We start from the raw sequence: 15,043 nt of genomic DNA, 5'->3' as shown, positions 1-15,043 counted from the left end.
GCCGGCGATCTAGTCGGTCATCGCTGAACTTTGGGGGTTGCGGTGGACATCTTCCTCGTTATCTTGCAGGGCGCCGTCGTCATCGGTGCGATCGCCATGGGCGTTCGCACCGGAGGCCTCGGCCTCGGACTCTGGGGGGTCGTCGGCACGGTCATCCTGGTGTTCGGGTTCCACCTGCCCCCGGGGGCGATCCCGATCGACGCGTTCTTCATCATCATCGCCGTCATCACCGCGTCGTCCGCGATGCAGGCAGCCGGCGGCATCGACTACCTGGTGTCGATCGCGTCGAAGATCATCCAGCGCAACCCCAAGCGGCTCACCTACGTGGCGCCGATCGTCGCCTTCGTCTTCACGGTCCTCTCGGGCACGTCGAACATCTTCTTCGCCCTCATCCCGGTCATCTACGAGACGTCCTACCGAAACGGGCAGCGACCTGAGCGGGCTCTCTCGGCATCGACCGTGACCTCCGGCCTCGGCATCACCGCCAGCCCGGTGTCGGCGGCGATGGCGGCCTACCTCGTCCTGATGGACGGCACCGGCTTCGGACTGCCGCAGATCCTGCTGATCACACTGCCGGCGGCCCTCGTCGCCTGCGTCGTCACGTCGCTCGTACAGCAGCGCCTCGGCAAGGACCTGGTCGACGACCCGGAGTTCCTCGCGCGGGTGAAGGCCGGCACGGTCGAGGTCCCCGCCTCGCTTCGGGCACGGTACGACGCGAAGGTCGGCGGCGGCGCCGGCACGACGACCACCACGATCACCGGCGGCTCCGGCGACTCGGGCACGAACCGCGCACCGCAGACGCCGATCGAGCACCCCGTTCCCGAGGGCGGTGCGATCTCGGCCTGGATCTTCGTCTCCGGCACCCTGCTCATCGTGCTCTTCGGCCTGTTCCCGAGCCTGCGCCCGGCCTTCCCCGACGAGGAGGGCGAGCTAGTCCCGATCGGCATGTCGACCGTCATCGAGATGATCATGTTCACCGTGGCGCTCGTCATCATCCTCGTGCGCAAGGTCAAGCCGGCCACCGTGGTCGAGCAACCTCTGCTGAAGGCGGGATTCGTCGCGGCGGTCGCACTGTTCGGCATCGCCTGGATGGCCGACACCTTCATCTCGGCGAACGAGGAGACGATCATCGAGCCGCTGGGCGCCATGATCGAGGCGAACCCGCTGCTGCTCGCGGTCGCCCTGTTCATCGTCTGCGGTCTCACGACGAGCCAGTCGGCGACCACGAACACGATGATCCCGATCGCGCTGGCCGCGGGCCTCGCGCCGGGTGTCATCACCGCCATGTGGCCCTCGCTGATCGGTGTCTGGCTGTTCCCCGCGAACGGTTCGCAGATCGCCGCGGTCGAGACCGACCTCACCGGATCGACGAAGCTCACCCAGGTGCCGGTCTGGCACTCGTTCACGATCCCGATGCTGGTCTCGTGGGTCGCGGTCGTCGGGGCCGGTCTCCTGATCCAGCTCGTCATTCCGGTCTGACCCGGTACCCGGACCGCGGCGCGCCCGACGGCGCGTCTGCGGTTCCCGTGCCATCTGCGAAGGAGGAACCATGTCCGACCCAAACGAGTTCTCGGCGGCCGCCGCGGAGCTCATGCCCGAGGTGATCGAGCGGCTCGAGGCGCTCGTGCGCATTCCCTCGGTGGCGTTCCCGGGATTCGACCCCGAACCCGTGCATGCCATGGGCGCCGCCGTCGTCGAACTCTTCGAAGCGGCCGGGGCGAGCGGCGTCACGCTGCTCGACGTGCCCGACGGGTATCCCTGCGTGTACGCGGATCTCCCGGGCCCCGCAGGCTCGCCGACGGTGCTCCTCTACGCGCACTACGACGTGCAGCCCGCGCCGAAGAGCCAGGGGTGGACGAGTGAGCCGTTCGAGCCGGTCACGAAGGACGACGGCCGCATCTACGGCCGCGGCGCCGCCGACGACAAGTCGGGCCTCGTCATCCACTACGGCACGCTGAAGCTCCTCGGCCCCGACCGGCCGTGCAACCTCAAGATCCTCGTCGAGGGCGAGGAGGAGACCATCTCCCACCTCGAGGCGTTCGTGGAGGCCAACCCCGAGCTCTTCGCCGCCGACGCCTACGTGATCGCCGACATCGGCCCGCAGCGGGTCGGTCGCCCCGGACTCACCACGGCGCTTCGCGGCGACGTCGCCTGCACGGTGACCGTGCGGACCCTGGCGAACCCGGTGCACTCCGGCATGTTCGGCGGTGCGGCACCCGATGCGATGACCGCGATGATCCGCATCCTCGACTCGCTGCACGACGAGAACGGCGACACCACGATCCCCGGAGTGGACAGCGGCAGCTGGGGCGGCGCCGACATGGACGAGGAGGTGTACCGCGACGGCTCCTCGATCCTGCCGGGCGTCGAGTTCCTCGGCACCGGTTCGCTCTCGGACCGGATCTGGATGAAGCCCTCGGTCACCGTGCTCGGCATGGACCTGCCGAACACGGCGGAGGCCTCGAACGTGCTGCTGCCCGAGGTCACGGCGAAGCTGTCGATGCGCATCATCCCCGGGTCCGACGGCGATGCGCAGCTCGAGGCCCTCATGTCGCACCTGCGGTCGCAACGGCCGTGGAACTGCGAGGTCGAGGTGGAGAAGGTGAAGGTGGGGCAACCGTTCGCGGTCGACGAGAGCCACCCGGCGATCATCGCGGCGAACGACGCGCTGGCCGCAGCCTACGGCGCGCCCGTCGAGTCGATCGGCAGCGGCGCCTCGATCCCGCTCGTCGCCTCGTTGAAGAAGGTCGCGCCCGAGGGCGCCATCGTGCTGTGGGGCGCGGAGGACACGGCCCAGTCGCGCATCCACGCCTCCGAGGAGTCCGTCGACCCTGGTGAGATCGAGCGGATGATCGCGGCGCAGACGCTGTTCATCGTCGAACTCGCGGCATCCGGCACGAAATGACGACGAGCACCTGCTCGCCACGAACTCCGACGGACGCCGTCCGCCGGCCATCGATACAGGAACGGAGAAGACCATGAGTGATGTCAAGGGATCAACGGGATGGGTGGGGTGGGTCGGCTTCGCGGCCATCATCCTCATCCTCAACGGCGTGTTCAGCCTCGTGCAGGGGTTCATCGCGCTGGTCGGATCCGACTACTACTACGTCGTCACGAGCGGGAGCCTGATCCTGTTCGACCTGACCGGGTGGGGGTGGTGGAACGTCATCCTCGGCGCCGGCCTCCTGCTCACCGGCCTGGCACTGTTCTCGGGCGCGGGCTGGGCGCGGGTCGTGGCCGTGATCGTGGCGGGCCTCAGCGCGGTCGGCCAGCTGTTCCTGATCCCGGCGCAGCCGTGGTGGTCGCTGATCGTGATCGCGATCGACGTGCTGGTCATCTACGCGATCACCGTGCACGGACGCGAGCTGCGCTCGTCGGACGACTGACGGATCACGCCCGGCGGGACGCAAGGTCTCGCCACCCGGCATGAGAAAAGCCCCGAACCTGGCGAGAGGTTCGGGGCTTATCCGTGCACCCCCTCGGACTTGAACCGAGAACCCACTGATTGAGAATCGGCATTTCATGGCCTAACTGGCGGCTACAAAACACCCGGTTAGTAGCGATTTGCAAGCTACGGACGCGCCCAGTAGCGAGCGGTAATCTCGACGAAAAGAGTGGGTAAAAGGTGGGCAACGCGCCCATTCGGGCCGCTCACTGCCCGGGGGGGGGGGCGGATTCACGCTCGAAAGTCTGGATAGCGCGAGGCACGCCCGCCGCCGGGCGCGTGGGCAGCAATGAATGTCCAGTGGAGTCGCTCGCACGTGCTCCGCAGCGTCAATCCGTAACCGATGAGTTCACCACGGAACTCGGCCCGGTACCGCGGTTCTCCGTCCAACCTCACTAGTCGGATGACGCCATACTCATGGTCGAACGCGTCGATCATCCGCCAGACACCGACTGGCCCTTCGACGGCCGCCAGCAGCGGATGCCACTTCGGTTCATCACGGGGCATCGAGCAGCAGCATCCCCACCACGATCAGGTCGCACCCACGACACAGGTACTCGCCCTCGGGGCGCGGCACGCACCGGGTGCCGCAGGACGGGCAATCCGGCTCTGTTGCAAATAGCGTGTCAGCAGTCACGGCATGCTCGGTCAGCGCTCGAGGTCGTCGCCCTGTGCAGCGCTCGGAGCATCCACGGAATCGTCGCCCTGCACGACCACGCGAAGCGGGTTCGCGCTCACAATCGATACGCCCGTCGTGCTGCTCGTGACGTGCGCACGCAGCGCCGAGAGCACGGCCCCACGGATCACGAAGTAGAGCGCAGTCAGCACGATCGCGAGGCCGACTACGTAAACGAGGATCACTGTGAAGCCCATGCACGGAGGCTAGCAGCACGAGCCAAGGCGTCGAACCGAACCGGCTTTCAGCTACCAGAAGAGGCGGGTCTGACCTGTTTGGAGAGAGGACCACTCAGTCGCGCCATACTCGCTTCGCGCTCGGCTACCTCTAGTTCCTCCATTTCCTTGATTGCGCGGCGTCCCGCCTCAATGGACGGAAACTCTACTTTGCCGACGAAGACCGCCTGGTAAATCGCATCGTTGCTCTCGACCTGTTTCTTGTAGCCCTCGAAAATGAGAACGATGGCGACGATGAGGCCCAAGCCAATGCAGATCACGTAGCCCCACCATTCGACGCCGAGCCTCCACGGGACGAGAACGCTGACGACCAGAATCGGGAGGGAGATGCTGTAACGAAAGGCTGCTTCGGCGTCTGCGCGATCGTAGCGGTCGAATAGCTCACGGTTATCGGCCAAGAGGCGCGTGGCAACGAGCGGTATGTCCCTTTGCATCCGCTTGCGGAGCGTTCGGCTGATGTACTCACGTTGACGAGGCCCGTCTGTTGCAGGGTCATCCTCATCACCAGGAAATCGTCCTACGAAAGAGCCGTCGTACTCATCCTCGGGAGCATAGGGGAGATATACCTTCGCACGGATCAACTCGTTTGCCGTGCGGAGCGAGAGTTGCCGAGCCGCGAGGTCGGAAGATGGGGAAAGTGCGGGTTCGGGACTCCACCCCCGTAGCAGTCGCAAGAGGGCTCGAAGCGCAGCGGACCACGGACGGACCAACAGAATGCCGATGACGTAGGCGACAAAGCCTGCGACGGTGACCAGGGCTGCAGGCCCGAATGCGCCGAGCGTCCGATACACCTCGGCAGCAAAGCCGACGGCCTCTTGCTGGGTCGGAATCGACGGATAGAACAGCAACCACAACACGACGAGCCAGAGGAACCCGGTTGCGAGCGGTACGCGCAGATCACGGAGACCAGGTAGGAGACTCGTCAACATGCGCTTACACTAGCCGCTCGCTTGCGGTCGGATGCATGTTGACGGGGCCAAGCGCCACAGGCGCGAGCTCCGCGGAGAATGGCGAAGGAGATTCCGCCATCACGCCGTCGCTCGCAACTCTGCGGCGATGGTGTCGGCGGCTTCGCCTCGGGTTCGACCGTCGGGGAGGATGCCAGCGCGCGCGAGCGCTGCCGCGAGGGTTGGAGCACAGGCCGGGCACGCTACGACACGGTGCGTTTCGCTGGGTCGCGGCCATCCGCGGGCGTCGGCCTCGAGGCCGCAGACCCGGCATATGCCCCAGTATCGGGCGCGATCCTTGGCGATGGTGGCGCGCATTCGGGCGGCTGCTTCGGCGAGGCGGATCCGGCGACTGTATGCCCACGACTCAAACGGAACCGGCGCGGTCGACGAGATGGAAACGAAACCGTCGCGATTGCGGGTCGGGGGTCGTACGGTGTGTCGGAGCGGTGTGTCCCGGGCATACTCGGTGCGATCGACGTCCGCGGCCACGTAGTCGGCGCGCAGCGCTTCGGCGACGTAGAAGGGTTGCCCGGGTTCATCGACCCATTCCGTGTGTGGGTAGTCGATCGGCGGGTTGGGGGTGATGGGCTTCTGCGCGCTCATGTCGTCAGGCTCCCCCGGATCGCGAGGATCTGAGCGTCTGGGTATGCGGGCTCATCGACGAGTGAGACGTGATCTAATCGTGCAGATTGGATGTTCCGTACGCCCCTGATGTTGGTTTCTGAGACCGCGATGAATCCGACTGATAGGCCGCCATATGTGCCGGCCACGACGTTCTCAAACGCTGCTCGGCCTTCGGGTGTCCGGTAGAGGCGAAACCGACCCCAGAGGCCTTCGGGCGTCTCGTGGAGTTCGACGGCGACGCCAACGGGGCGGGTGTTCTTGGAGTGGTTGTTGTCTTGCAGGCGCACTGACGATGGGGCCGCGACTGCGGCGGCGAATGCGCCGGAAAGGATGACTTCAGGTGTGCCGCCGGGGGCGCGATCGGTTCGGCGGCCGTAGGGGACGCATATCCCCTCGAGGTAGTGATCCTGTGTCGGGTCTACGGACGGTGCGGCGATGAGGGCGCCTGTCGCGATCCGCCGTGGTGCTGGCCGCGGAGCCGCCGGGACGGCTACCGCGGTGGCACTGTGTGAGGTGACGGAGGTGCTGGCCTCACTGGATCCCCCGCCGCGGCCGGTTCGTTCGGGTCGTACGAGGGTGAGGGAGGTTCGAAACTCTGCCGTCTCGACGGGGCGATCGGTGGCGGGAGCGATATCGGGAAGCGGGGAGAGATCGAACGTCGCGGGTGCGATCCCGTCCGCCAGGCTGGCCTCAGGGTCGAGCGTGCTCGTTGCCTGATTATCGAGCGCGTCGTCAAGGTGGCGAGGCCCGGGAGATCGCTTGAAGACGCCCGATGCGTTTCGCATCAGAATGTCGGTCGGCGTGACGATGCCGTAGACCAGAGCCTCGGGATGGGCGGGGTCCGTGACTAGGGACACTTCGATGATGGAACCGGTGATGCCGTCGGTCACGATGACCGATGGATCGGTGTCGGCGACGTCGATCAGACCGACCGAGAATCCGGCGCCCTCGGCGATGAGGGCGCCCGCTTCGCCCAGACCGTCGGGGAAGATTTCGAACACGGCGAACACCCCTGAGGGCGTATCGCGAATGTGCCGCGTTGCCCCGAGCACGTTTCCGTCGGGCAGGTGGGCGCTGCGGAGCCAGAACCCACGGGGCGCCCAGTTGAGGCCGCGTCCGATGATCGGCCGCCGCCCATCGGATGCTGCGATGTCGTATGGCGCGACGATGCCGAAGACGTAGGTTCGGCCGTCCATTGCACCGATCGCGAGATCAACAGATTCGAGAGCGTCCAGCGCGCCGGGCGCGGCGGCGTTCACGCGGAGATTCGTCCAGGGCTGCTCGGTGGGCATCTCGGGTTCCTCATTTCGTCACGATCCGTAAGCGCGGAACATCTGCGGTTGTTCCAGGTCTGGTCACGGTAGTCCCGGCAATGAAACGAACGCAAGCGTTTCGCCGAACCCGCGAACGTGATTGAGCGATGAATCTCCCGTAATGTGCAATAACTCAACAGGAGGCCGGATTCCTGTGACGCAATCCACAGCGGATTTGTTGGGCACCCCGAGTGAAAACGGGAAAGGGCGGGGTGTCCCTCTCGATGTCTGTGGCAAAAAAACGCAACGCAATACCGGGCGAACCGCGTGATCGTTCTGCATTTCGCTTGTGAATCGCGTCTTATCCACAGGTGCCACGTAACGTACTCGCTCGAGCCGGGGACTGATGTTCATTCGTACGTTGCGACTCGTGCTGCGGCTCGCGCACTCGTTAATAGAAGGAGCGCGACAACGATTTGTTGTCGCCGCGACAACGATCTGTTGTCACCGCGACAACGATTGGTTGTTGCACTCCCGAAGTCTGGGCAACGAATCGTTGCCCAGACTCACAAGCCCTGCGTCGGCGTCGGGTCATACAGCAGGCGCAGCGCCGTCGTTCGCTCAGCCCGGTCGACGATCACCGCGTATCCGCCCAGCGGAGGGGTGTGTCGGCGCAGGAGCCCGGCCGAAATGGCGTGGTCGCGCCAACGACGGGCGACGACGAGATCGGACCGCGTGGGTGCTTCTCCGGGCGCGGTGATCCTGGTCAGCATCGCGATCGCAGTATCGTCAAGCAGGGTCCGGGCGGGTATCCCGGGCTGGTCGTCGTCGAGTGTGTGAAACGCCGCCCTCAGGTAGCGCAACCCAACCGCCGGTGGGAGCACGACGTCGACGACATCGACGAGACTGAGCGCGAGCAGGAGGCTATTACGGCCCATACTCGCTCTCCATTCCAGGCAGGGGCGTCGCGCCGTGGAGCCGGGCGTCGCGCCAACGAGCGGATTGTCGGTGGTGTGGAATGCAGACCGGCAAGTAATGCCACGAGTTGAGCGAATATGGGTAGTGACCCGCCAGGGTGCACCCGCTCGGCTCGCGCCGGTCGTCGAACGCCCACTCACTCGAGGGGCCTCCACAGATCCAGCAGCGGCCGGGCTCGCCGCGCACTTTGCGAACTTGGCTATGCGCCTGGCGATACACACCCGGTCGCCGGCCATTCACCGACGGGTGATTGCCGCAGAAGAGCTCGCCGTCTTCGAACACGTTACGCTCGTCAACTTCGAGCAAGCGGCCGCACTCACACTGAGCGAGGAACCGGTGGCCGCCGAAATGCGCAACGATCGTGAGATCTGAGACGGCGAGCCCGAGGAAGGATCGGCGCACCCCGGGCCACTCGCCCCGACTCAACGGTTGTCCTCGCGCGGCGTTACGGTCGGCTTCGATTTCGATCCCGGGACGTCCAGAGCGAGCCGAAGGCTGTCCGCCTCAATCCGCCGCTCTGGGTTTGCCGCGGCGGGGTCAATCGTGGCTTGCGCGTCGATAAAGGCACGCACGTCTTGCGAACGGTAATAGACGCGACGCCCGATCTTTAGGTATGGCGGGCCGCCGCCGCGATGTCGCCAGACGGTCATGGCTTCGGGTGTCTTATCGAATACCTCGGCCACCTCGGCCGAACTGTTGAGTTCGTTGTCTCGGGTCATCGCCCGTATCCTTTCGATGGACTACGTGAGCGTGAAACACGTGCGGTTGTTCCACGTGCGGTCACGGTAGCCCCGGATATGAAACGAGCGCAAGAGTTTCTTGGAACATTCGCGCGGGTTCCGCTACGCTGGCGAACATGACATTACAAAGCAACGAGCGCGAGGTGCGGGCGCGTCGCATCGGGCGCCGGGCTGGCCGGGTCGAGTTGGTCGGGTTGCTTCCGCAGAATCCGATGATCGTGACGCTCTCGGGCACGCCGCTAGAGCTTGCCGAGTTGGCGGTGCGGGCGGCGCCGGGGCATCCGGTGACGTCGACGACGCTTCGGGGCATCATTCCGGATGATGCGTTTCGTCTCGCGGCGCGTTATCTCGCCCTAGCGGGCGAGGGCGACCGGCCAGAAATCACGCTTCGCGTGCGCGTGGCCGCCAGCGGCCGTCTGATCCACGATGAGGGCAGCGCCGCCGTTCCCGGCGTTGAGGCTCAGAGTAGACCCGAGTTCGTGCCTCGATACCTTCCGGGCCACCTCCGAGAACTCGAGGCGGGCGCGCCGTATCCGGCGCCGCCGTCGGATGAATGGCGGGCGAAGGTCATGGGGGCTTCGCCGACCTCGAAGGAGTCGATGCAGGCGGTGGCCGATCTCTGGCTGCTGGCCCGCTCGCGGGGCGTGCCGCCGCATTCGTTCGTGCAATGGGCGCTCGGGACTTCCAAGGCGACCGCTTCGCGGCGGATCCATGCCGTTGCCGAGAACTCGGCGCTCATCGAGCTGCCCGAGCGAAAGCCGCGAAGGGGGAAGGGAGATGCCTAGGCCGCCGCTACCCGTCGGAACGTGGGGCAAGGTCACGCGCGCGCAGATCGAGCCGAAGAAATGGCGGGCGCGGGCGAAGCTTCGTGATTTCACCGGGCGAACGATCGTCATTGAGGCGTCCGGCAAATCTGGCGCCGACGCGCAGCGCCGCCTAGAGTCACGGCTTCGCGAGCGCGTCGCCACGGCGGGCGAGTTCGTGACCGGCGAGACATCGCTTCGTGTGCTCGGAGATCTCTGGCTAGCTGAGCGCGAGTCCAGCGAGGATCTTTCGCCGCAGTCTCTCGCCCAGTATCGATGGGCGTTCGATCGCGTGATCTGCCCCGGCGCCGGTCAGCTTCGCGTACGCGAGGCGACTACTTCGGCGCTGGATCGATTCTTGAAAGAGGTTTCCGCGCGCACCCCGTCGCAGGCGAGGGTGGCGAAGGTCGTCCTCTCGGGGATGCTGGCGTTGGCCGTTCGCCACGACGCGATTCAGGCGAATCCTGTTCGTGAGGTCGCTCCGCTTCGGCGGGTGAGCAAAGAGGTCCGCGCGCTCAGTGTCGCGGACGTGCACGCGCTCCGGGTGGGCGTTCGGGCTTGGCAGAGCGCGCCGGATCAAAACGGCCAGCGCCGAAGCGCCGACATCCCCGATGTCGTGGATGTGTTGCTGGCGACGGGCGCGCGAATCGGCGAACTATGCGCGCTCCGCTGGGCGGATGTTTCGTTCGCAGGAGATCGCGCCACGGTCACGATTTCCGGGACGGTGGTTCGCCTGAAAGGTCAGGGGCTGATCCGTCAGCCGCATCCGAAATCCGATGCCGGGTTCCGCACCGTGACACTCCCCCGGTTCGCGGTCGAGACGCTTCGGCGGCGCAGGGCCGATGCGCCGCTAGGTACCGAACTGATTTTCCCGTCTCGAACGGGCACACTCCGAGAACCGGCGAACGTGCGCCGGGCTTGGCGGGATGCTCGCGATGCGGCCGGGTTCGATTGGGTCGTGCCGCACACCTTTCGAAAGACGGTGGCGACCCTCATCGATCAAGAGGCGTCGACCGCCTCAGCGGCCTCGCAACTCGGGCACGCGCGCGAGGGTGTGACGGTCAAGCACTATGTGCAGCGCGCCGCGATCGCTCCCGACGTGTCGGAGGTGTTGCAGCGCTTCGAGGCGACCGCATAACGGCGGTTCGACTCCCGACCAATGGTGAACGATGAGCTACGCCGGAACATCGGTGAGTGGAAGGATCCCGTCTGCGGACTGCGGGAACGCGGCTTTTAGCCACTCTTGGATCATCTCCAGCTCGCTCCGGTCCCTCGACGGGTCGTCCAATGCATTCGCAGCGATCGCCAGGACGAACACTTCCGCGTGGATTGTCTCGACCCGTCGAGTCTTGATGTCGTTCAGTTCCAGGAACAGCAGCGTGCTGAGCCACGCTGTTCGTTTGTTTCCGTCTCCGAAGTACTGCGTCCGCGAAAACGCGGATAGAAGCACTGCCGCTTTGGACCAGACATCCGGGAACAGATCGGCACCGCCAAACCCGGATGTTAGCCGCCCGAGGTTTGCGCGGATGCCGCCCTCATTGATGACGCTGCCGCCAGTATGCTCATCGTTGATCCCAACGATGTCCTCATATTCGAGGTACTCGAACACTGACTAAGCGAGGCGACGAAGCAATTCGGCGTCGCGCTGAGCGATCCAACGCACGATCTCGCGCCGCTCCTCGCGCGTGTGAACACGCGACTCACCATCAACATTTTGGGTCGCGTTGCAGACGGTGACAACGCGAAGAGTGCTGCGCGTGTCCGGCCGTCGCTCCGAGCCTGTGATGGGAACCATGGAGAAAGGATACCCCGGTTCGCCTGACAACCACCAGAGTCCCGGCCCCGTGCCGGGAGGCTCTTTCGCGAAACCAAAAGGGTGAGTAAAAGGTGGATGACGGGAAACGCGTCATGCCGGAGCATCGACCCTGAGAGTGAAAAAACCCCGGAAACTGGCGAGAGTTTCCGGGGTTGATCCGTGCACCCCCTCGGACTTGAACCGAGAACCCACTGATTAAGAGTCAGTTGCTCTGCCAATTGAGCTAGAGGTGCGTGACCCGGCGTGATTTTCATCACCTCGGGCCGAGAGACAACGTTAGCAGGAGAGTTCGAGTTGCGCGAATCGAGGCTCTCAACGGCATGTCGCCCGCTCGGACGATAGCCTGAAACGCGTGACCGCAGACCCGACGCCTGTCGATTCCACCCTCCAGGATTCCCCGCTCCGAGACGACCTCGAGCTCGCGCTCGAACTCGCCGACCTGGCCGACCGCATCGCGCTCGACCGGTTCCGTTCGGCGGACCTCGAGATCGCGACGAAGCCCGACCGCACGTTCGTGACCGAGTCCGACCTCGCCGTCGAACGTGCGCTGCGCGCGCGACTCGCCGAGGCACGGCCTGCCGACGGCATCCTCGGCGAGGAGTACGGGCGCGACGACCGCGGCTCGCGCCAGTGGATCATCGACCCCATCGACGGCACCTCGAACTTCCTGCGCGGCGTCCCCGTGTGGGGTGCCCTCATCGCCCTCGCGATCGACGGCGTGCCCGTCGTCGGCGTCGCGTCCATGCCGACGTTCGACCGACGCTGGTGGGCCGCGCGCGGTCAGGGCGCCTGGACGAACCTCCCCGATGCCGCGGCTGCGCCTTCGGCCGACGCCGCTCCGGCCGAGGGAGCTCCTGCACGGCGCATCCGGGTCTCGGGCGTCTCCGACCTCGCCGACGCCTCGCTCAGCTTCCAGAGCATCGCGCAGTGGCGCGACGCGGGCCGCCTGCCGGCCCTGCTCGCACTCGGCGAGGCCGTCTGGCGCGACCGGGCCTACGGCGACCTCTGGTCGTACATGCTGCTCGCCGAGGGGCTCGTCGACATCGTCGGCGAGTTCGACGTGAAGGAGTACGACCTCGCCGCGCTCGTGCCGATCGTCGAGGAGGCCGGCGGCCGGTTCACCTCGATCGACGGCGAGCCCGGCCACGCGCACGGGTCGGCGCTGGCGACGAACGCCCTGCTGCACGATCGCGTGCTCGGCGCGATCGCCGCGGCATCCGACCTCTCGAAGCAGGCCGGCGCATGACCGGCACGGCAGCCCGTCGATCGTTCGAGGTCTGCCTCTTCACCGAGCCGCAGCAGGGCGCGAGCTATGACGACCAGCTCGCCCACGCGTCGGCGGCCGAGCGGCTCGGGTTCGACGGCTGGTTCCGCTCCGACCACTACCTCCGCATGGGCGACGGCGACCCGCAACCGGGCCCCACGGATGCCTGGACCACCCTCGCGGGCCTCGCACGGGAGACCCGTCGCATCCGCCTCGGCACGCTCGTGTCCTCAGTCACCTATCGCGTGCCCGGCATCCTGGCGATCCAGGTCGCGCAGGTCGACCGGATGTCGGGCGGGCGGGTCGAGCTCGGTCTCGGCACGGGCTGGTTCGCCGAGGAGCATCGCGCGTACGGCATCCCGTTCCCCGAGAAGCGCTTCGACCTGCTCGAGGAGCAGTTGGCGATCGTCACCGGGCTCTGGGCGACGCCCGACGGTGCGACGTTCGACTTCTCGGGCGAGCACTACTCGCTCGAGGGCTCGCCGGCGCTCCCGCGGCCCGCGCAGCAGCGGGTGCCCGTGATCGTCGGCGGCGGCGGCCCGAAGCGCACCCCGGCCCTGGCCGCGCGGTTCGCGACCGAGTTCAACCTGGGGTTCCGGGGCGAAGACGAGATCGCCGAGAAGTTCGACGGCGTGCGGCGTGCGTGCGAGGCGATCGACCGCGACCCGGCGACCCTCAAGCTCTCGGTGGCCCTGCCCACCGTGGTGGCGACGGATGACGCCACCTACCTGCGTCGTCTCGCGGCGATCGACGAGGACCCCGAGACCTTCGCCGACGTCAACGTCGCCGGCACGCCCGACGCCGCGATCGAGAAGATCGAGCGCCTCCGCGAGCTCGGCGCCGACCGCGTGTACCTCCAGACCGTCGACCTGCGCGACCTCGATCACGCCGAGCTGCTCGGCACCGCCGTGCTCCCCCACCTCGGCGGGCGCGCATGACGGCGTCCGAGCCGTCGGCGACCGCGCCCGACGCGCCGACCGACGCCACGGCCGACATCTTGCCGGGGCTGTACGAGCACTACAAGGGCCACCCCTACGAGGTGCTCGAGCTGGCCAGGCACTCCGAGACCGAGGAGTGGTTCGTCGTCTACCGCGCGCTCTACGGCGAGCGGGGTGTCTGGATCCGTCCGCTCGACATGTTCGCCGAACGGGTGGTGGTCGACGGCGTCGAGGCGCCGCGGTTCCGCCGGATCACCGACTCCTGAGTCGGGCACCGGGCCGACCGGAGCCGTCGGCTCGCGGCATCCGGCTCACGACCGCTTGGGCCTCGCCGACCGCCGGCTGACGGCGACGCCGACGAGGCAGAGCGCGCCGCCGATCATGCCGAGCAGCGTGGGGAGCTCGCCGAGCAGCAGCCACGAGAGCAGGACGACGATCGCGGGCACCGCGAGCGTCGCCGAGGCCGTGACGCCGGCAGGACTCCGCTTCAGCACGTACGCCCAGAGCAGGAACGCGACCGCCGACGGGAAGACGCCGAGGTAGACCATCGCCCAGACGGCCGGTGCCGGCGCCGCGGCCACCTCGCCCACGGCCTGGGGCAGGAAGGGCAGCAGTACGGCGGCACCGACCGCGCACCCGATCCAGGTCGCGCTCAGCGCGTCCGCGGTGCGGAGCGCGACCTTCTGCACGAGCACGCCGAGCGCGTACAGGACCGCCGCGAGGATGCCGAGCGCGATGCCGAGCGGATCGCTGTGGGCGCCGAGACCGCCGGTGGCGATGATCACGACGCCGACGAACGCGACGACCATGCCGATCATGAGCGAGCGCGGGAAGCCCTCGTGGAGGAACGCCCCGGCCGCGAGCGCGACGAGCAGCGGCGCGATGTTCACGAGCATGGCGGCGGTGCCGGCGTCGAGGTGGCGTTCGGCGAGGTTCAGCACGAGCGTGTAGCCGGCGAACCAGAGCACCCCGTACAGGGCGATGAGGGCGAGCGTGCGGCCGCGCGGTAGCGGTGGCCGACGGATCAGGGCGACGGCGACCAGCACGGTCGTGCCGACGAGTTGTCGTCCGAGGGCCAGCGGCCCGGGCGAGATGGCGTCGCCGACGAACCTGATCGCGATGAACGCGGAGGCCCAGAGCACGAGCACGACCGCCATCGCCGACAGCACCCGCCATCCGGCGGACGCCTTCGGAGAGCCGGTCGGGTCGAGGTCGGCAGCGGTCGCGGCGGTCGTCGTCATGCGATCAAGCCTGACGCGTGACTCACAACAGCACAAGCGAACGATCATTGGGGTTGCATAAGCAAGACTGTATGATCGC

The 15,043-nt window shown here is 66.8% G+C and carries 17 protein-coding genes and 1 tRNA gene; 9 read left to right on the top strand and 9 right to left on the bottom strand.

Features of this window, described 5'->3' with window-relative positions:
• Positions 1-42 precede the first annotated feature (42 nt).
• The 3 genes from ACR3IO_RS11845 (at position 43) to ACR3IO_RS11835 (ending at position 3,386) form a co-directional block, all read left to right on the top strand.
• Positions 43-1,479 carry an SLC13 family permease gene (locus ACR3IO_RS11845; protein WP_434071408.1) on the top strand — a complete coding sequence of 479 codons (1,437 nt, stop codon included), beginning with the start codon at positions 43-45 and terminating at the stop codon, positions 1,477-1,479.
• Positions 1,480-1,549: 70 nt separating this feature from the next.
• Positions 1,550-2,905 (top strand): M20/M25/M40 family metallo-hydrolase, encoded by a 1,356-nt coding sequence (locus ACR3IO_RS11840; protein WP_434071407.1) that lies wholly within the window; start codon positions 1,550-1,552, stop codon positions 2,903-2,905.
• A 73-nt stretch (positions 2,906-2,978) separates the two neighbouring features.
• Positions 2,979-3,386, top strand: a complete 408-nt coding sequence (locus ACR3IO_RS11835; RefSeq protein ID WP_434071406.1) for a DUF7144 family membrane protein — start codon at positions 2,979-2,981, stop codon at positions 3,384-3,386.
• A 707-nt stretch (positions 3,387-4,093) separates the two neighbouring features.
• Here ACR3IO_RS11835 and ACR3IO_RS11830 read toward each other — a convergent pair.
• The 5 genes from ACR3IO_RS11830 to ACR3IO_RS11810 all read right to left on the bottom strand — a co-directional run bounded on the left by ACR3IO_RS11830 (position 4,094) and on the right by ACR3IO_RS11810 (position 8,122).
• On the bottom strand, positions 4,094-4,318 hold the full coding sequence (locus ACR3IO_RS11830; RefSeq protein WP_434071405.1) for a hypothetical protein: 225 nt from the start codon (positions 4,316-4,318) through the stop codon (positions 4,094-4,096).
• A 47-nt stretch (positions 4,319-4,365) separates the two neighbouring features.
• Positions 4,366-5,286, bottom strand: a complete 921-nt coding sequence (locus ACR3IO_RS11825) for a hypothetical protein (protein ID WP_434071404.1) — start codon at positions 5,284-5,286, stop codon at positions 4,366-4,368.
• 99 nt (positions 5,287-5,385) lie between these two features.
• Entirely contained in the window at positions 5,386-5,910 is a 525-nt protein-coding gene (locus ACR3IO_RS11820) for a hypothetical protein (protein WP_434071403.1), read from the bottom strand.
• Positions 5,907-7,223: an HK97 family phage prohead protease gene (locus ACR3IO_RS11815; protein WP_434071402.1), complete on the bottom strand. Its 1,317-nt coding sequence runs from the start codon at positions 7,221-7,223 to the stop codon at positions 5,907-5,909. The genes ACR3IO_RS11820 and ACR3IO_RS11815 overlap by 4 nt, the downstream gene beginning before the upstream one ends.
• A gap of 527 nt (positions 7,224-7,750) precedes the next feature.
• Positions 7,751-8,122 carry a hypothetical protein gene (locus ACR3IO_RS11810; RefSeq protein ID WP_434071401.1) on the bottom strand — a complete coding sequence of 124 codons (372 nt, stop codon included), beginning with the start codon at positions 8,120-8,122 and terminating at the stop codon, positions 7,751-7,753.
• Positions 8,123-8,246: 124 nt separating this feature from the next.
• Here ACR3IO_RS11810 and ACR3IO_RS11805 point away from each other — a divergent pair, with 124 nt between their 5' ends.
• On the top strand, positions 8,247-8,534 hold the full coding sequence (locus ACR3IO_RS11805) for a hypothetical protein (RefSeq protein WP_434071400.1): 288 nt from the start codon (positions 8,247-8,249) through the stop codon (positions 8,532-8,534).
• Between the two features lie 50 nt (positions 8,535-8,584).
• On the opposite strand, the gene ACR3IO_RS11800 is transcribed toward ACR3IO_RS11805, so the two are convergent.
• Positions 8,585-8,881, bottom strand: a complete 297-nt coding sequence (locus tag ACR3IO_RS11800) for a helix-turn-helix domain-containing protein (protein ID WP_434071399.1) — start codon at positions 8,879-8,881, stop codon at positions 8,585-8,587.
• A gap of 137 nt (positions 8,882-9,018) precedes the next feature.
• Between ACR3IO_RS11800 and ACR3IO_RS11795 the strand changes: the two genes are divergently transcribed.
• Together ACR3IO_RS11795 and ACR3IO_RS11790 are read left to right on the top strand one after the other, a co-directional pair.
• Entirely contained in the window at positions 9,019-9,687 is a 669-nt protein-coding gene (locus ACR3IO_RS11795) for a hypothetical protein (protein ID WP_434071398.1), read from the top strand.
• Positions 9,680-10,843 carry a tyrosine-type recombinase/integrase gene (locus tag ACR3IO_RS11790; protein WP_434071397.1) on the top strand — a complete coding sequence of 388 codons (1,164 nt, stop codon included), beginning with the start codon at positions 9,680-9,682 and terminating at the stop codon, positions 10,841-10,843. The genes ACR3IO_RS11795 and ACR3IO_RS11790 overlap by 8 nt, the downstream gene beginning before the upstream one ends.
• Before the next feature lie 36 nt (positions 10,844-10,879).
• On the opposite strand, the gene ACR3IO_RS11785 is transcribed toward ACR3IO_RS11790, so the two are convergent.
• Together ACR3IO_RS11785 and ACR3IO_RS11780 are read right to left on the bottom strand one after the other, a co-directional pair.
• Positions 10,880-11,314 carry a type II toxin-antitoxin system death-on-curing family toxin gene (locus tag ACR3IO_RS11785; RefSeq protein WP_434071396.1) on the bottom strand — a complete coding sequence of 145 codons (435 nt, stop codon included), beginning with the start codon at positions 11,312-11,314 and terminating at the stop codon, positions 10,880-10,882.
• A gap of 367 nt (positions 11,315-11,681) precedes the next feature.
• Positions 11,682-11,754, bottom strand: a tRNA-Lys gene (locus ACR3IO_RS11780).
• A gap of 119 nt (positions 11,755-11,873) precedes the next feature.
• Here ACR3IO_RS11780 and ACR3IO_RS11775 point away from each other — a divergent pair.
• Genes ACR3IO_RS11775 through ACR3IO_RS11765 form a run of 3 tightly spaced genes read left to right on the top strand, consistent with a single transcriptional unit; the run spans position 11,874 to position 13,989 of the window.
• On the top strand, positions 11,874-12,767 hold the full coding sequence (locus tag ACR3IO_RS11775; protein WP_434071395.1) for an inositol monophosphatase family protein: 894 nt from the start codon (positions 11,874-11,876) through the stop codon (positions 12,765-12,767).
• A complete protein-coding gene (locus ACR3IO_RS11770; protein WP_434071394.1) occupies positions 12,764-13,723 on the top strand; it encodes an LLM class F420-dependent oxidoreductase in 960 nt (319 codons plus the stop codon). The genes ACR3IO_RS11775 and ACR3IO_RS11770 overlap by 4 nt, the downstream gene beginning before the upstream one ends.
• Positions 13,720-13,989 carry a DUF1653 domain-containing protein gene (locus ACR3IO_RS11765; RefSeq protein ID WP_434071393.1) on the top strand — a complete coding sequence of 90 codons (270 nt, stop codon included), beginning with the start codon at positions 13,720-13,722 and terminating at the stop codon, positions 13,987-13,989. The genes ACR3IO_RS11770 and ACR3IO_RS11765 overlap by 4 nt, the downstream gene beginning before the upstream one ends.
• Positions 13,990-14,034: 45 nt before the next feature.
• Here the strand turns inward: ACR3IO_RS11765 and ACR3IO_RS11760 are convergent, their stop codons facing one another.
• The gene (locus tag ACR3IO_RS11760; RefSeq protein ID WP_434071392.1) at positions 14,035-14,964 is read right to left on the bottom strand and encodes a DMT family transporter; all 930 of its coding nucleotides are present in this window, start codon (positions 14,962-14,964) and stop codon (positions 14,035-14,037) included.
• Between the last annotated feature and the right edge of the window lie 79 nt (positions 14,965-15,043).

Origin of the sequence: Agromyces sp. Marseille-Q5079 (genome assembly GCF_051016555.1) — a bacterium.
Lineage (GTDB): Bacteria > Actinomycetota > Actinomycetes > Actinomycetales > Microbacteriaceae > Agromyces.
The sequence above is the reverse complement of the archived record's forward strand: the minus strand, read 5'-3'. Positions and strand labels throughout refer to the sequence as shown.